Below are 14,868 nucleotides of genomic sequence, written 5' to 3'. Positions count from 1 at the left end.
TGAATAACGAGGATAAAAAAACCGACGCAGGCGAGCGTCGGTTATGGCAGGGTAAGCGTTAAATCGCGACGGGCGCTTTGATAGCCGGGTGAGGATCGTAGCCTTCGATTTCGAAATCTTCGAACCGGTAATCAAAGAGCGAATCTGGCTTACGTTTGATAACCAGCTTCGGCAGCGGGCGCGGCTCACGGGTGAGCTGCAAACGCGCCTGTTCCAGGTGATTGCTGTAGAGGTGCGTATCGCCGCCCGTCCAGACGAAATCGCCAGGTTCGAGGTCACACTGCTGCGCCATCATATGTACCAGAAGCGCGTAGCTGGCGATGTTAAACGGCAGTCCGAGGAAGACGTCGCACGAGCGCTGGTAGAGCTGACAAGAGAGTTTGCCATTCGCTACGTAGAACTGGAAAAACGCGTGACAAGGCGCCAGCGCCATTTTATCCAGCTCACCGACGTTCCAGGCGGAAACAATGATACGGCGCGAGTCCGGATCGTTTTTCAGCTGGTTAATCACGGTTTCAAGCTGGTCGATTTGGCGGCCATCGGGTGCCCCCCAGGAGCGCCACTGCTTGCCGTATACCGGGCCAAGATCGCCGTTTTCGTCTGCCCATTCGTCCCAGATGGTGACGTTGTTTTCATGTAAATAAGCGACATTGGTATCGCCTTTCAGAAACCAGAGCAGCTCATGGATGATGGAGCGTAAATGACAACGTTTAGTGGTAACCAGCGGGAAACCGTCCTGCAAATTAAAACGCATCTGGTGGCCAAAAATCGAGAGCGTCCCGGTGCCGGTACGGTCATCTTTTTGTGCTCCCTCATGGAGCACTTTGTTCATCAGTTCAAGATACTGTTTCATGGCGTCTCACGAAAGTTGTTGCTGTGGGCGGCGGCGATAAACCCAGATCATCATAGCTGCGCCTGCAACGATCATCGGAATGGAGAGGATTTGCCCCATGCTGATGTACTGCACCCACTCGCCGGTAAACTGCGCATCCGGCTGACGGAAAAATTCAACAATAATACGGAATGCGCCGTAACCAATCAGGAACAGGCCGGAAACCGCACCCATCGGACGCGGTTTCCGGATAAACAGATTCAGAATGATAAACAGCACGATGCCTTCCAGGAACAGCTCATAAAGCTGCGACGGATGGCGAGGCAGCACGCCATAGGTGTTAAACAACGACTGCCATTCCGGATGCGAGGCCAGCAGGCTGATATCTTCGCTGCGCGAGCCCGGGAAAAGCATGGCATACGGGAAGCCCGGATCGACACGGCCCCACAGCTCGCCATTAATAAAGTTACCCAGACGGCCCGCGCCAAGCCCAAAGGGGATCAGCGGCGCGATAAAATCGGAGACCTGGAAGAAGTTACGTTTGGTGCGCTTCGCAAACCAAATCATGACGCAGATAACGCCGATGAGTCCGCCATGGAAGGACATGCCGCCATCCCATACGCGGAACAGATACAGCGGGTTTTCAAGGAAAAGCGGCAGATTGTAAAACAGCACATAACCGATACGCCCACCCAGGAAAACACCGAGGAAGCCCGCATAGAGCAGGTTTTCAACTTCGTTTTTTGTCCAGCCGCTACCAGGACGATTAGCACGACGAACGGCGAGCCACATGGCGAATACAAAGCCCACAAGATACATCAGCCCGTACCAGTGAAGCGAAACCGGCCCAAGGGAGAAGATTACCGGATCAAAATCGGGAAAATGCAGATAGCCACTATTCATCTGTCACCAAAACCTGTTGTTATCCCGCTGAAAGTGGACAGCGGGTGAGATGCTGCGCCCTTTTCCGGACGCTCCTGAGGCTGCGGATCATAGCATAAAGCCAGACGTGGGCGAGGACAGGAAGTTGTAAAAGATATGTAAGAGCACAGCCGGTTATCGCGGCGTTACAGGCCGCCGCGAATCAGGCCACCCATGCCGCGACGCTCCATAAACGCTGCCACCTGGTGACGCACTTCTGTGGCTGATTGCGATTCGAGGCTGCGCGCGCTGAGCGTTTCGGCTTCTTCCAGCGTGATATGCCGCAGCAGATACTTCACGCGCGCGACCGAGCGGCCGTTCATAGAGAGATGGTGATAGCCCATGCCGACCAGCAGCGCGACGCACATCGGGTCGCCCGCCATTTCACCACACAGGCAGAGATCGATGCCGAGGCGTTGCGCCTCAAGAGCAATCATTTTCAGCGCGCGCAGCATCGCCGGATGCAGGCTGTCATAGAGACTGGCGACGCGCGTGTTATTGCGGTCTACCGCCAGCAGATATTGGGTGAGGTCGTTGGTGCCGACAGAAATAAAATCAACGCGGCTTGCCAGGTGAGGCAGCATAAACAGCATCGACGGGACTTCCACCATGACGCCGAGCCGCGGTTTAGGGATCTCGTAGCCGAGCATCTCTTCCATTTCTCGACCGGCTCTATCGATAAGCCGACGCGCTTCGTCTACTTCGTCGATACTCGTGATCATCGGCAGGAGGATGCTGAGATTGCCGGTCGCGGCGTTGGCGCGCAGCATGGCGCGCACCTGGATCAAAAAGATCTCCGGCTGATCGAGCGTAATGCGGATCCCGCGCCAGCCGAGGCATGGGTTCTCTTCGCTGATGGGCATGTAGGGCAGCTGTTTATCCGCGCCGACATCAAGCGTACGCAGCGTCACTGGCTTGTCGTTAAACATCTGCAACATGCCCTGGTATTGCGCTACCTGCTCCTCTTCAGACGGAAAACCGCTTTGCAGCATAAACGGAATTTCGGTGCGATAAAGCCCAATGCCGTCGATACGACTGCCGAGCTTCTCTTCATGCTCTGGGCTGAGGCCCGCATTAAGCATGACCTGTACCCGCTCGCCGCTCTTCAGGCAGGCGGGCTGTTCAACATAATCTTCGGCAAGCCGGCTAAGTTCGTTTTCTTCACTGATCAGCCGCTGATATTCATGAAGCAGCACCGGGCTCGGGTCAACCAACAGTTCGCCGCGATAGCCATCCACCACCAGCATACGGTGATGCAGTACAGAAGGCTGGATATCCGCGCCCATCACGGTGGGAATGCCCATCGCACGCACCATAATAGCGGCATGGGAGTTGGCGGCACCGTCGCGTACGACGACGCCCATCAGCCTGTCCTGCGGCAGCTCGGCGAGCGTCGTGGCGGAAAGCTCATCCGCCACCAGCACAAAACGCTCGGGCCAGGTGTTCGGGCTCTGAATGTTATCGTCTAGGTGGAACAGCAACCGCTGCCCGAGCGTGCGCAGATCGCCTGCGCGCTCTTTCAGATAGCCATCGGTCAGCGCGGCAAACTGCTCGGCGAATTTCTCAATAACTTTTTTAACCGCCCATTCGGCGACCGAGCCTTTATCCACCTCGTCGTAAAGCTCACGACGCAGCCGCGCGTCGGACAACAGGTGGGAATAGAGATCGAAAATCGCCGCCGTCTCTTTTTGCGCGCCTGCAGCAAAGCGTTTGCTGTAGCGGCGGAATTCGCCAGCGGCTTCCTCAAGCGCAGTGGTCAGGCGTTCGCGCTCAAGCCCGGTATCGAGCGTCGACGCTTCGTAGACCTGCTCCATCAGCGGCAGCGTGGCGTCCATCCAGCCTGGCGCAATTGCCACGCCCGACGAGGCCGGCAGCGCGCGGATACGCGTCTGGCGATACTGGCCAAACAGCGCGGTGAGCTGAGACTGCGACAAAATCGCCGCCATCTGGGTGGCGAGCGTCACCAGGAAGGATTCTTCGCTCTCGTCATACTGGCGCAGCTCGCGCTGCTGGACGACTAAAACGCCAAGCAGCTGGCGGCGCTGAATAATCGGCACGCCGAGAAAAGCGCGAAAGCGTTCTTCGCGTACTGAAGGTATGTATTTAAAGCTGGGGTGTTTTTGCGCATCAGCAAGGTTAATCGGCTCGGCGAGACGCCCGACAAGACCGACAATGCCTTCATCAAACGCCAACGTCACGGTGCGCCCGCGCGGTTTTTTCAGCCCACGGGTTGCCATCAGGTAATAGCAACGCCGGTCGTGGTCGGCGAGATAGACCGAACAAACGTCGGTATCCATCGCAAGACAGATATCCGTAACGAGAATGTCCAGCGCCTCGTTAAGACGCGGGGCGCTGGCCACTTTCTCGACTATTTCTCGCAACCGGGTGAGCATAATTTGCGTGGCTTAACCTCTTTTACGTCGCCAGGCAGGCGAAGGATTACGCTGCGGTGGCGCGCTCTCCTGCAACGGCATCACAACGCTTGCGAACTCTTTCATCACCCGACGATAGACATCGCGCTTGAAAGAAACCACCTGGCGCACCGGATACCAGAAGCTTACCCACCGCCAGCCGTCAAATTCTGGCGTACTGCTGGTTTGCATGTTGATATCGGCGTCGTTGCTCATTAACTGCAGAAGAAACCACTTTTGTTTCTGGCCGATACATACCGGCTTTGTGTCCCAACGCACCAAACGTTTTGGTAATTTGTAACGTAACCAGTTTCGGGTGGTCGCAAGGATGCGCACATCTTTTCGTTGTAAACCGACTTCTTCGAAAAGCTCGCGGTACATCGCCTGCTCCGCCGACTCGCCAGGATTAATGCCGCCTTGCGGAAATTGCCAGGAGTGCTGGCCAAAACGTCTGGCCCACATTACCTGCCCCTGACGATTACAGATCACGATACCAACATTCGGGCGGTAGCCATCATCATCGATCACCGGACTACCTCAAAATAAACCTAGATAGTAACGATTGTTTCATACTCCTCATTGACGGTAAACCACTCTGTTAGCGGGTGTGAACAGGAATAACATTTGAATAACTCACAAAAATGTGCGGGGTTATAAACAGGGAGAGCGGCTTATACCCGCTTTTATTCACTTTTTCTGTGGATATCTTTGTGAAGAAGTGTCTTATTTCCCAGGGAAAACCCAAAACAACCCGGAATCAGGGATTATTCTTATAGATAAAATTACATTGTTATTCAAAAGATTAAAATGAAAATAACGTGATATTCACCGCTCAGTGTGACGATCATCACACTCACGATCCTTACTCTGACGAAAGATCGAACAGCGTCGTTTTTATCCACAGATTATGCCAATAACTTAGTCACAATTTGCTGAAAAAGCCCGTTTTCCGCGTCCGTCAAGGCTGTAAATCGAAACAGTAGTGGGGGTTTTACCCAGTTATCCCATTTTTCTGTGGATAAACTGGTGTAAGATCCTGTTTATTGTCGGTGACCAGATTTGAACAACCTCTGTTTCCGGCATATGAGAAATCTTTTTTTCGAATAAAAATCATTTTAAATCATATAATTGAATCATTTGCTCACAAGCGGGTAAACTCTTTCCACAAGCAGGCATTTTGCTGTTCATTTTTTAAACAGAAGGTAATCGTTATGGCTTCCCTTGCTCCTCTTACTCAACCGCCGGTCGATGAAGCGCAACTGCTGCATCAGGCACAGCAGTTGGCGGGGATGACGCTTGGCGAACTGGCGACGCTGGCAGGGCTGGAAACCCCTGCCGATTTGCGGCGTGATAAAGGCTGGATCGGCGTGCTGCTGGAGCGCTGGCTTGGCGCGAGCGCGGGCAGCAAACCGGAGCAGGATTTCGCTGCACTTGGCGTCGAGCTAAAAACGATCCCCATCGACAGTCAGGGCCGCCCGCTTGAGACGACGTTTGTCTGCGTCGCCCCGCTCACCGGCAATACCGGCGTCACGTGGGAAACCAGCCACGTGCGCCATAAGCTCAAGCGTGTATTGTGGGTGCCGGTAGAAGGCGAGCGCGAAATCCCATTAGCAGAGCGACGCGTCGGCGCGCCGCTGCTCTGGAGCCCGTCGCCGCAGGAAGACGATCGGCTGCGTCGTGACTGGGAGGAGTTAATGGACTTGATTGTGTTGGGCCAGGTGGAGCGCATCACCGCGCGTCACGGCGAAGTGTTGCAGTTGCGCCCAAAAGCCGCCAATAGCAAAGCGCTGACGCCCGCGTTCGGTACGCACGGTGAGCCAATCATGACGCTGCCGCGCGGCTTTTATCTTAAGAAGAACTTCACCGCCGCCCTGCTGGCACGTCATTTTTTGTTATAAACCCCTTAAATTTTTGTCAACAGCCCTTCCCCGACGCATATAATTAGCGTTTTGTTACTTTGAGCAGGACTTTTTTGATGTGGTTTGCATGGATAACAGATCCTAACGCCTGGCTGGCACTCGGTACGCTGACGCTGCTGGAAATTGTGCTTGGGATCGACAATATTATTTTTCTCTCTCTGGTCGTGGCGAAACTGCCAAAGTCTCAGCAGGCGCTGGCGCGTAAAATGGGCCTCGGCGCGGCGATGATTATGCGCCTCGCGCTTCTGGCCTCGATCGCCTGGGTGGTGAAGCTCACCAACCCGCTGTTTACCGTGTTCGATCAGGCAATTTCAATGCGGGATCTGATCCTGCTGCTGGGCGGCCTGTTCCTTATCTGGAAAGCCAGTAAAGAGATCCACGAGACTATCGAAGGCGAAGAGGAAGGTCTGAAAACCAATGTGCACTCTTTCTTCGGTGCCATTATTCAGATCATGCTGCTGGATATCATCTTCAGCCTGGATTCGGTTATCACCGCGGTGGGCCTCTCCGATCATCTGTTTATTATGATGGCGGCAGTGGTGATTGCAGTCGGTGTGATGATGTTCGCTGCGCGCCCTATCGGCGAGTTTGTCGAGCGCCATCCGTCGGTGAAGATGCTGGCGCTCTCGTTCCTGATCCTGGTGGGTTTCACCCTGATGCTGGAGAGCTTCGATATTCATGTGCCGAAAGGCTACATCTACTTTGCGATGTTTTTCTCCATCGCCGTGGAAAGCCTCAATCTGCTTCGCAACAAGAAAAAACCGCTGTAAGACGAACGCTCCTTCGGGAGCGTTTTTGTTTATTCCCCTGAACTTTTAAGAATTTGCTGCTTTTTCGCGCCGCCTCGCTGCTTTTTACTAGACTCTATGTGGACTCCTTCCTGATGAGGCGAAAAACAATGAAAAAATGGGCTGTAGCAATTTCTGCCGTCGGATTGGCCTTCGCGGTTTCAGGCTGTAGCAGTGATTACGTCATGGCGACCAAAGATGGCCGGATGATCCTGACTGAAGGCAAACCGCAGGTCGATGACGAAACCGGGCTGGTGAGCTATCGTGACCAACAGGGTAACGAGATGCAGATAAACCGCGATCAGGTTTCGCAAATCATTGAGCGTTAAATAAAAGGTCAGCATCGCGCTGACCTTTTGGTTTTTTCTCCCTTGCCTCTTTTCCTTTTGTCTCCCCTCTGCCATGTTTATATTCCTTTGTCAGGAATGGCCTGACGCGGACTGAACAACAGAAGGTAGGCCGGCTATGCATTATCACCGTATTCCTCATAGCTCACTTGAAGTCAGCACGCTGGGGCTGGGAACCATGACGTTTGGTGAACAAAACAGCGAGGCCGACGCCCACGAACAGCTCGATTACGCCGTAAGCCAGGGCATAAACCTGATTGATGTCGCCGAAATGTATCCCGTACCTCCGCGCCCGGAAACGCAGGGCCTGACGGAAACCTACGTAGGCAACTGGCTGAAAAAACGCGCCAATCGCGAAAAGCTGGTGATCGCTTCCAAAGTCAGCGGCCCGAGCCGCAACAACGACAGCGGCATTCGCCCTAACCAGGCGCTGGATCGCAAAAACATCCGCGACGCGCTCGACGCCAGCCTGAAACGTTTACAGACCGATTATCTCGATCTCTACCAGGTACACTGGCCGCAGCGCCCGACCAACTGCTTTGGCAAGCTGGGCTATACCTGGACCGACAACGCGCCGGTCGTCACGCTGCTGGAAACCCTCGAAGCGCTCGCGGAATTCCAGCGCGCCGGGAAAATCCGCTATATCGGCGTGTCAAACGAAACTGCATTTGGCGTGATGCGCTACCTGCATCTGGCGGATAAACACGATCTGCCGCGCATCGTCACTATTCAGAACCCGTACAGCCTGCTGAACCGCAGCTTTGAAGTAGGGCTTGCCGAAGTGAGCCAGTTTGAGGGCGTGGAGCTGCTGGCCTATTCCGCGCTGGCGTTCGGCACGCTGACCGGCAAATACCTAAACGGCGCGAAACCCGCAGGCGCGCGCAATACGCTTTTCAGCCGCTTCACGCGCTACAGCAGCGAGCAGTCGCAAAAAGCGGTGGCGGCGTATGTTGAGGTGGCGAAGCGCCACGGCCTGGATCCGGCGCAGATGGCGCTGGCGTTCGTGCGCCAGCAGCCGTTTGTAGCGAGCACGTTGCTCGGTGCCACGACGATGGAACAGCTAAAAACCAACGTTGAAAGCCTGCACCTGACGCTCAGTGAAGATGTACTGGCGGAACTGGAAGCAGTGCATCAGGTCTATACCTACCCGGCGCCGTAAGCGCGGTGCTTGCTGGTGATACAAAAAGACCCGCCGGAGCGGGTCTTTTTTTACTGTTTACGTCGCCACAGCCACAGGCCAGCGATGGCCAGCGCGAAAATCGCCCCGAAGCCGACGCCAATCCCCACCACCGGCAGCGAAAGTTTCACTGCCAGCGAATAGAGCCCCAGCATCAGCAGCATCGCGGTATTCTCGCCGAGGTTTTGCACTGCAATCGCGTTGCCCGCGCCGACGGAACGCTTGCCGCGCTCCTGCAACAGCGCGTTGAGCGGCACCACGAAAAACCCGCCGAAAAAGCCTATCAGCAGCAGCAACAGATAAGCCGGCAGCGCCGCCTGCTGGAGTGAGAAGAAGATAACCGCGACGCCAATCAGAATGCCCGCAGGCATACAGCGCGACACGCGCTCCAGCGTCACCAGCTTCGCCGCAGCCCCCGCGCCCGCCACAATGCCGACCGCCACCATCGCGTTCAGATAGGTCGGCGTGGCGTTATCGGTAATGCCAAGCGCCACCGGCACCCACAGCACCAGCAGAAAACGCAGCGTCACGCCCGCGCCCCAGAACATACTGGTGCCGACCAGCGAGAAGCGGGTTTCGTCGTTATGCCACAGCGTGCGGCAGGCGCTGAAGAAACTGCGCGTCATCGGGCCAAAGCGCCACGACTGGCCAGGCCGCGCGGCACCCAGTTTCGGGATCAGCAGGTTCGCGCCAACTGCGCCCGCATAGGCCAGCGCACAGACGCCCAGCGCCGCGCCCACGTGCCAGTCCGCCAGCATGCCGCCTGCCATAGAGCCAATCAGGATCGCCGCGATCGTCGACGACTCCATCAGCCCGTTCGCTTTCACCAGCCGGTCGCCAGTGGTTATCTCGCCGAGAATGCCGTACTTGGCGGGCGAATAGGCCGCCGCGCCGACGCCCACCAGCGTATACCCGACAAACGGGTTGCCGCCGAAGACAATAACTACCGCGCCGAGCAGCTTCAGGCCGTTGGCGACCATCATCACCCGCCCTTTTGAGAAGCTGTCCGCCACCTGGCCTACAAACGGCGCCAGCAGAATATAGGCGCAGACGAACACCATCTGCAGCACCGGCTGGCTCCATTCCGGGTAGAACTGCTGTTTAAGCAGCGCGAGGGTGGCGAACAGCAGCGCGTTATCGCCAAACGCCGAAAGAAACTGCGCGACGATAACCGCCATCATTCCCCGCGAAAACAGCGAGCCGTTTGGGTTGTGCGAATCAGGCATGATGCGTCTCTTCCTGGTCGACGAGTTTTTTCAGCGACACGAAATCCGGCTTGCCACTGCCGAGCAACGGCAGCTGTTTGAGGAAGCGGATATCACGCGGCACCGCGAGTTCCGGCACGCCTTTACTGCGGGCCTGCTGCGCCAGTTTTTCGCGGGTCAACTCCGGGTCGGTGGTAAACAGCACCAGCGCCTCGCCTTTCGCGGCATCGTGTTTAATCGCCGTGGCGTGCATTTTCTCCGGCGAGACGGCGAGCGCCAGGCCTTCCACCATCTCAAGCGATACCATTTCGCCCGCGATTTTGGCAAAGCGTTTGGCGCGCCCCTGGATCTGCACAAAGCCCTGTTCGTCAAAGGCGACGATATCGCCTGTGTCATACCAGCCCGGCTCGCTGACGCCCTGCGGGTTTTCCGCCGCCGGGGCTTCCAGCACGCCGGGGTTTTCCACGCGCAGATAGCCTTTCATGATGTTCGGGCCTTTCAGCTGCAAACGCCCGCCCTGCTCGATGCCGGGCACTTCAACAAGGCGCGCGTCCATCGCCGGCAGAATACGCCCGACGGTGCCAGGCTTCGCCGCCATCGGCACGTTAATGGACACCACCGGCGCGCACTCGGTCACGCCGTAGCCTTCCAGAATGCGCAGGCCGAATTTATCCTGCCAGATTTGTTTCGTGCTCTCTTGCAGCTTCTCGGCACCGGCCACGACATAGCGCACCAGGTGGAAATCGTACGGGTGCGCGAAGCGTGCGTAGTGGCCAAGGAAAGTGGATGTGCCGAAAATCACCGTACAGTTGCGGTCATACACCAGTTCCGGCACCACGCGGTAATGCAGCGGGCTTGGGTAGAGGAAGACTTCCGCGCCGGTCAGCAGCGGCGTGAACAGCCCGACCGTCAGACCAAAAGAGTGGAACAGCGGCAGCGCCGACATAAATTTATCGTCGGCGGTGAAATCCGCGATGGTGCGGATCTGCTCCACGTTGGCGAGCAGGCTTTTGTGGCTATGCACTACACCTTTCGGATTGCCCTCTGACCCTGAGGTAAAGAGGATTAGCGCCGCGTCTTCCGGCTGCTGCTCCACCTGCGCGAGGCGCGGCATTAACAGATGCGCGAAGATCCACGCTTTGTCTTTCGCCGTCACTTCGCCTTTCAGATCTTCCAGAAAAACCCAGCGCACAGAGGTGATTTGCTCAGGCAGGTGCCAGAGCTTGCCTTTATCCAGGAACTGGCGCGAGGTGAAAATGGTTTTGATCTGCGCCGCCGTAATGGCGCTGGTCAGCCCCTGCACGCCCGCGGTGTAGTTCATCATCGCCGGGATTCGCCCGCGCATCACCGCGCCGAAAATCACCGCGGCGCTGATGCTGGCGTTTGGCAGCATCAGACCGATGGCCTCCCGCGGCGCGCTGTATTTATCGAGAATGCGCCCCACAAACAGCGTTTTCATCATCAGGCTGCGGTAGGTGTCCGGCTTGAAGTTGATATCTTCCAGGCAGTTTTTACTCTCGCCGTAACGCTTTTGCGCGTTGATGAGCGCCTCAAACAGCGTCTCGCGCGGGCGCGCCGCCATGCGCGCTTCCATCATCACCTGATGCAGCATTTCGCCCGCCATTTTGCGGCGGTCGCGCGCTTTCGGCGCGTCAGGCATCGGGATACTGGTCGGCGGCAGGATGTGAATGGAAATACGCGGGAAGAGACGGCGTTTCACCAGCCCTTTCAGGCGGCTGAAGAAGGTCAGCTCCGCGCCTTCAATACGCACCGGGATCACCGTGGCCTGCGATTTCGCCGCCACAAAGCCCGCCCCTTCATAAATTTTCATCAGAGAGCCGCTGATAGAGATGCGCCCTTCCGGGAAAATCACCACCGGACGCCCCTCGCCCACCAGACGCACCAGCTGTTTAACCGACATCGGTTTGGTCGGGTCGAGCGGAACGAAGTCGATAATCGGCTTCAGCGCGCGCATATACCACTGCTGGCTGATAGAGGTGTAGACCGCGAACACCGGGCGGACAGGCAGGAACAGCGCCATCAGCGCGCCATCAAGAAACGATACGTGGTTTGGCGTAATGAGCACGCGCTGCTGAGTCAGCGGCCCGGTATCTCCGTATACCTGAATGCGAAAGAGCAAACGGAACAGCCAACGAAAAAATTTCAAAACCATATCAACGCCCTTTGTTTTCCTTTAGCGAGGGTTAAGTATAGTTATCGCAGATTACACGACTCGGCGAACAGGGGCGACAGGAGAAATTGGCAGAGCCAGCGCAATGAATGATGTGGTAGAGGAATCAGGCAGCGGATGGTGATAGCGAGGCGGAAAGCAGACAAAAAAAACCTGCGCATCCGCGCAGGTTGGTGTAAGTGTTGTGATCAGCTAAGTCGCTGACTTCACCTATCAATACCTCTGGGATCTCAAATGTAGCAACCCGTCCACACTCCCCGCCAGCCAGCAATCGCAACAGCCCATCGCAAAGTGTAACTAAAGGTTTTACCTGAAATTATTTGGCTTTTTCTCGTTACATCCGCAGCGTCTTTTTCTTAATTCTCTCTCGGTCTTTTGTGAGCGAGCGCCCGCACACCGGGCATTCGGCTTGAAGTGACTGCGCTTTTCCGTAACACTTACCGCAGTGTAAACGCTTACCCCTGAAGGTATTGAATGCCGACTATTAAGGATGTTGCGCGGCTTGCGGGAGTCTCTGTTGCGACGGTCTCCCGCGTTATTAACGACTCTCCCAAAGCCAGTGATGCCTCCCGCCAGGCGGTGCTGAGCGCCATGGAACAGCTCAATTACCACCCTAACGCCAACGCCCGTGCGCTGGCCCAGCAGACCACAGAAACCATTGGTCTGGTGGTGGGTGATGTCTCGGACCCGTTCTTCGGGGCGATGGTCAAAGCGGTGGAACAGGTGGCCTACCACACCGGGAATTTTCTGCTTATCGGTAACGGCTACCATAGCGAGCAAAAAGAGCGTCAGGCGATTGAACAACTGATTCGCCACCGCTGCGCGGCGCTGGTGGTCCATGCCAAAACGATTCCCGATGAAGACCTGATCCCTCTGATGAAACAGATCCCAGGCATGGTGCTGATTAACCGCATTCTGCCGGGGTTTGAATCTCGCTGCGTGGCGCTCGACGACCGTTACGGCGCCTGGCTTGCCACTCGCCATTTGATTCAGCAGGGCCATACGCGCATCGGATATCTCTGTTCAAACCATGCGATTTCAGACGCCGAGGACCGTTTGCAGGGTTATTACGACGCGCTGCGCGAGCACGATCTGCCGTGTAACGACCGTCTGGTCGCCTGGGCGGAACCGGATGAGAGCGGCGGCGAGCAGGCGATGACCGAGCTGCTCGGGCAGGGTAAACAATTTACCGCCGTGGCCTGTTATAACGATTCGATGGCGGCGGGCGCGATGGGCGTGCTGAACGATAACGGCATCGCGGTGCCGCAGGAGATTTCGCTGATAGGGTTTGATGACGTGTTGGTATCGCGCTACGTGCGCCCGCGCCTGACCACGATCCGCTACCCGATCGTCACGATGGCGACCCAGGCGGCGGAGCTGGCGTTAGCGCTCGCGGATAATCGCCCGGCACCGGAAATCACCAATATCTTTACCCCGACGCTGGTACGCCGTCACTCGGTGGTGGCGCCCGCCGAAACGGATAAGTCGTAGCGATAGAGATGCACGGTCTGGTCGGGGTAGTCCAGACCGTCGCCGATATACGCCCAGCCGAAACGTTCGTAGTAATCCCGGCAGGCGGAGTAGAGAAACAGCTCCTGAAAACCGTGCTGGCGCGCGTAGTCCATCACCGCGCGCTGCAACGCCCCGCCAAGCCCCTTGCCGCGCTGCGCCTCATCGATATAAAGCGCCGCCAGCCACGGAAACAGATCCTGCCGGCTGATTAAATCGCAGCGCCACAGCCCCACGGTGCCGAGCAGCCGTTCGCCATCAATCGCCACAAAAGTGAGCGGCAGCTGGCCCGGCTGCTGACTGTGCGTGACGATACTTGCAAAAAACGCCCGCGGCAGCGATGTGCCGAACGCCTGCCACAGCCAGTCGGTTACCTGCTCCGCATGCTGCGGAGCCTCATAGAGCGGCACAATGTTCATTGCAGTTTTCCCTGGAAAATCGGCACAGATTCAAACAGGTAGCCGTCGAAATCGGGCGCGTCGGCGTCGGAAAGCTCCATCAGGCTGTTTTTCACATTTTCCAGATGCTGCCACATCGCCTGCCAGGCCCCCATGACGTCGCGACGACGCAGCGCCGCGAGAATGGTCTGGTAATCGCCAAGCCATTTCAGGCGATGCGCGCGGGTTTCGATATGGGCGCGCAGCTGCTGCCAGAGCGGGCTGCTGTCCATGTGGTGCCAGATGCTTTCGACCGTCGCCAGCAGCATCTGGTTTTGCGACGCGCCCGCCAGCACCAGATGAAACAGCTTGTTGTTGTCCTGCGTGGTGTCATTCATGGCGATGGCGCGCTGTTCCTGCTCCAGAATACGCCGCAGGTTGTCGATATCCGCTTTGGTGGCCATTTTCGCCGCGAACGCCGCAATATTGCTCTCCAGCAGTTGCCGCGCCTGCAGCATTTCAAACGGGCCGATATCGCTTGAGAAAAAACGCTCCTCTTCGGCTTCGTGCTCCGCCGGAATGCGCATCACATAGACGCCGGAACCCTGGCGAATATCCACGGTGCCCTGTAGCTCCAGCATCAGCAGCGCCTCGCGCACGATGGTGCGGCTGACGCCATATTTCTCGGCGATATTGCGCTCCGGCGGAAGACGGGAGCCGACCGGATAGTGGCCCTGGATAATTTGCGCGCGCAGATCCTCACCAATCTCCTGATACTGCTTTTTCTCCGGCGGAACGACTGCCTTCTCCACGTGATCACCTGTGCTCTGAATGGACCCAATTTCGCGTGCCGCAAGCGGGCTTCGCGGCGCGTTAGATTACCAGAGATAACGCCTGTTCGAGAACTTTCGCGCCGTTAAGCGTGCCATAAGCGACAGAATCAATGACCGCGATCGGGATCTGGTGTTCGTCAGTCAGCTTTTTATTTTCGGCAAGCTTAAAGCGCACCTGAGGCCCCAGCAGCACCGCCTGAATATCGCCGCCGTGAAGTTCCAGTTCATCGCGCAGATTCTGCTCGGGAATGGCGTAAATTTTCAGATCAAGCCCGCGTTCAGCGGCGGTTTTTTCCATTTTCGTGACCACCAGCGACGTGGACATGCCGGCGGAACAGCACAGTACGATACGTTTCAT

14 protein-coding genes and 1 pseudogene are annotated in these 14,868 nt (G+C 56.8%); 6 read left to right on the top strand and 9 right to left on the bottom strand.

The window, feature by feature from the left end; all coding sequences use genetic code 11:
- Positions 1-58: 58 nt before the first annotated feature.
- The 4 genes from thyA to rppH all read right to left on the bottom strand — a co-directional run bounded on the left by thyA (position 59) and on the right by rppH (position 4,692).
- Positions 59-853 (bottom strand): thymidylate synthase, encoded by a 795-nt coding sequence (thyA, locus tag AFK66_RS03220; protein WP_007777810.1) that lies wholly within the window; start codon positions 851-853, stop codon positions 59-61.
- A 6-nt stretch (positions 854-859) separates the two neighbouring features.
- Entirely contained in the window at positions 860-1,735 is an 876-nt protein-coding gene (gene lgt / locus AFK66_RS03215) for a prolipoprotein diacylglyceryl transferase (protein ID WP_007777811.1), read from the bottom strand.
- Between the two features lie 164 nt (positions 1,736-1,899).
- Positions 1,900-4,146, bottom strand: coding sequence for a phosphoenolpyruvate--protein phosphotransferase (gene ptsP / locus AFK66_RS03210; RefSeq protein WP_032982931.1), 2,247 nt, complete (start codon positions 4,144-4,146; stop codon positions 1,900-1,902).
- A 12-nt stretch (positions 4,147-4,158) separates the two neighbouring features.
- Positions 4,159-4,692, bottom strand: coding sequence for an RNA pyrophosphohydrolase (gene rppH / locus AFK66_RS03205; RefSeq protein ID WP_004385951.1), 534 nt, complete (start codon positions 4,690-4,692; stop codon positions 4,159-4,161).
- Positions 4,693-5,146: 454 nt separating this feature from the next.
- On the opposite strand from rppH, the pseudogene AFK66_RS22880 reads away from it, so the two are divergent.
- The 5 genes and pseudogenes from AFK66_RS22880 to AFK66_RS03185 all read left to right on the top strand — a co-directional run.
- Positions 5,147-5,221: pseudogene (locus AFK66_RS22880) on the top strand (hypothetical protein); the annotation flags it as partial.
- A 154-nt stretch (positions 5,222-5,375) separates the two neighbouring features.
- Positions 5,376-6,062, top strand: a complete 687-nt coding sequence (gene mutH, locus AFK66_RS03200; protein WP_023898057.1) for a DNA mismatch repair endonuclease MutH — start codon at positions 5,376-5,378, stop codon at positions 6,060-6,062.
- Positions 6,063-6,139: 77 nt separating this feature from the next.
- Entirely contained in the window at positions 6,140-6,853 is a 714-nt protein-coding gene (locus AFK66_RS03195; RefSeq protein ID WP_007777816.1) for a TerC family protein, read from the top strand.
- 128 nt (positions 6,854-6,981) lie between these two features.
- Complete coding sequence (locus tag AFK66_RS03190; protein WP_007777817.1) at positions 6,982-7,200, top strand: YgdI/YgdR family lipoprotein; 219 nt, start codon at positions 6,982-6,984, stop codon at positions 7,198-7,200.
- A 136-nt stretch (positions 7,201-7,336) separates the two neighbouring features.
- Positions 7,337-8,377, top strand: coding sequence for an NADP(H)-dependent aldo-keto reductase (locus AFK66_RS03185; protein WP_007777818.1), 1,041 nt, complete (start codon positions 7,337-7,339; stop codon positions 8,375-8,377).
- A 50-nt stretch (positions 8,378-8,427) separates the two neighbouring features.
- Here AFK66_RS03185 and lplT read toward each other — a convergent pair whose 3' ends face one another.
- Together lplT and aas are read right to left on the bottom strand one after the other, a co-directional pair.
- Positions 8,428-9,621 carry a lysophospholipid transporter LplT gene (gene lplT / locus AFK66_RS03180; protein WP_007777820.1) on the bottom strand — a complete coding sequence of 398 codons (1,194 nt, stop codon included), beginning with the start codon at positions 9,619-9,621 and terminating at the stop codon, positions 8,428-8,430.
- A complete protein-coding gene (aas, locus tag AFK66_RS03175; protein WP_032980617.1) occupies positions 9,614-11,773 on the bottom strand; it encodes a bifunctional acyl-ACP--phospholipid O-acyltransferase/long-chain-fatty-acid--ACP ligase in 2,160 nt (719 codons plus the stop codon). Before aas ends, lplT begins: the two co-directional genes overlap by 8 nt.
- Positions 11,774-12,265: 492 nt before the next feature.
- Between aas and galR the strand changes: the two genes are divergently transcribed.
- Entirely contained in the window at positions 12,266-13,282 is a 1,017-nt protein-coding gene (gene galR / locus AFK66_RS03170) for an HTH-type transcriptional regulator GalR (RefSeq protein ID WP_007777824.1), read from the top strand.
- On the opposite strand, the gene AFK66_RS03165 is transcribed toward galR, so the two are convergent.
- From AFK66_RS03165 to AFK66_RS03155, 3 genes are all read right to left on the bottom strand, one after another.
- Positions 13,243-13,719: a GNAT family N-acetyltransferase gene (locus tag AFK66_RS03165; RefSeq protein WP_007777828.1), complete on the bottom strand. Its 477-nt coding sequence runs from the start codon at positions 13,717-13,719 to the stop codon at positions 13,243-13,245. The two genes, galR and AFK66_RS03165, sit on opposite strands and share 40 nt — an antisense overlap.
- On the bottom strand, positions 13,716-14,489 hold the full coding sequence (locus AFK66_RS03160) for an FCD domain-containing protein (RefSeq protein WP_004385941.1): 774 nt from the start codon (positions 14,487-14,489) through the stop codon (positions 13,716-13,718). Before AFK66_RS03160 ends, AFK66_RS03165 begins: the two co-directional genes overlap by 4 nt.
- Positions 14,490-14,550: 61 nt before the next feature.
- Complete coding sequence (locus tag AFK66_RS03155) at positions 14,551-14,868, bottom strand: PTS sugar transporter subunit IIB (protein ID WP_007777831.1); 318 nt, start codon at positions 14,866-14,868, stop codon at positions 14,551-14,553.

Source organism: Cronobacter malonaticus LMG 23826 (genome assembly GCF_001277215.2).
GTDB lineage: Bacteria > Pseudomonadota > Gammaproteobacteria > Enterobacterales > Enterobacteriaceae > Cronobacter > Cronobacter malonaticus.
This window is presented reverse-complemented; position numbering and strand designations above follow the sequence as displayed.